Here is a 664-nt window from a genome sequence, read left to right as displayed (position 1 = left end):
GTTGTTTTTCCGTTGTTGACATCTAAATGTCCTCCTTAAATAAATATTCTGATAAAAATTGGTCCATCAAGTAAGTTCGTTTCGCTTGTAAATACTTTAAACGTCTACGTCGTTCATCAACTTTTCCTATGCGTTGCTGTTGTTCTAAAGGGAGCAATGTGATTTTAAGTTGTTTAAGTTGATTCAATGTTAATTTTTTAACTAACGATCCCCCTTGCTTAAATTGATTTAACTGACTCTTCGCTTGAGAGGATGCATTCATCCAATAGACAAAATAGTTGGCATCAATTTGTGTGGGATCAATCTCAATATGCGTATAATTATAAGGTAGGAGACTTTCATGATGGTGTTGACTCACAATGACACATTCACTGGTCATCATATTAATCACAATGTCACCCATATGAACCATCTTGGCTTGATGTGTTGTGCTTAATGTTACGTGCTTAGGTTGATGAGTGGTCGATTGAAACACGCCGCCATCGAACTCCATCATACGTTGATCATAAATTGGTAATGTTACCCCTTGAGATGTTTCTACAACTTCAAGTCTATTAATTAATGAACCATTATGAAACGTAAATAATTGAGATATTTGACTCACCTTCTTCTTTGTATTTTTTTATTACTACAAATTGAGTATATAACAAAAAATCCTTGTAGT

General features: G+C 34.0%; 1 protein-coding gene. It reads right to left on the bottom strand.

All coding sequences use genetic code 11. From position 1 onward, the window contains the following. Positions 1-22: 22 nt before the first annotated feature. Positions 23-604, bottom strand: a complete 582-nt coding sequence (locus KA858_RS12245) for a restriction endonuclease subunit S (RefSeq protein ID WP_210135828.1) — start codon at positions 602-604, stop codon at positions 23-25. Positions 605-664 lie beyond the last annotated feature (60 nt).

This window comes from Staphylococcus sp. GDX8P80P (assembly GCF_017893095.1).
In the GTDB taxonomy this organism is placed as follows: Bacteria; Bacillota; Bacilli; order Staphylococcales; family Staphylococcaceae; genus Staphylococcus; species Staphylococcus borealis.
This window is presented reverse-complemented; position numbering and strand designations above follow the sequence as displayed.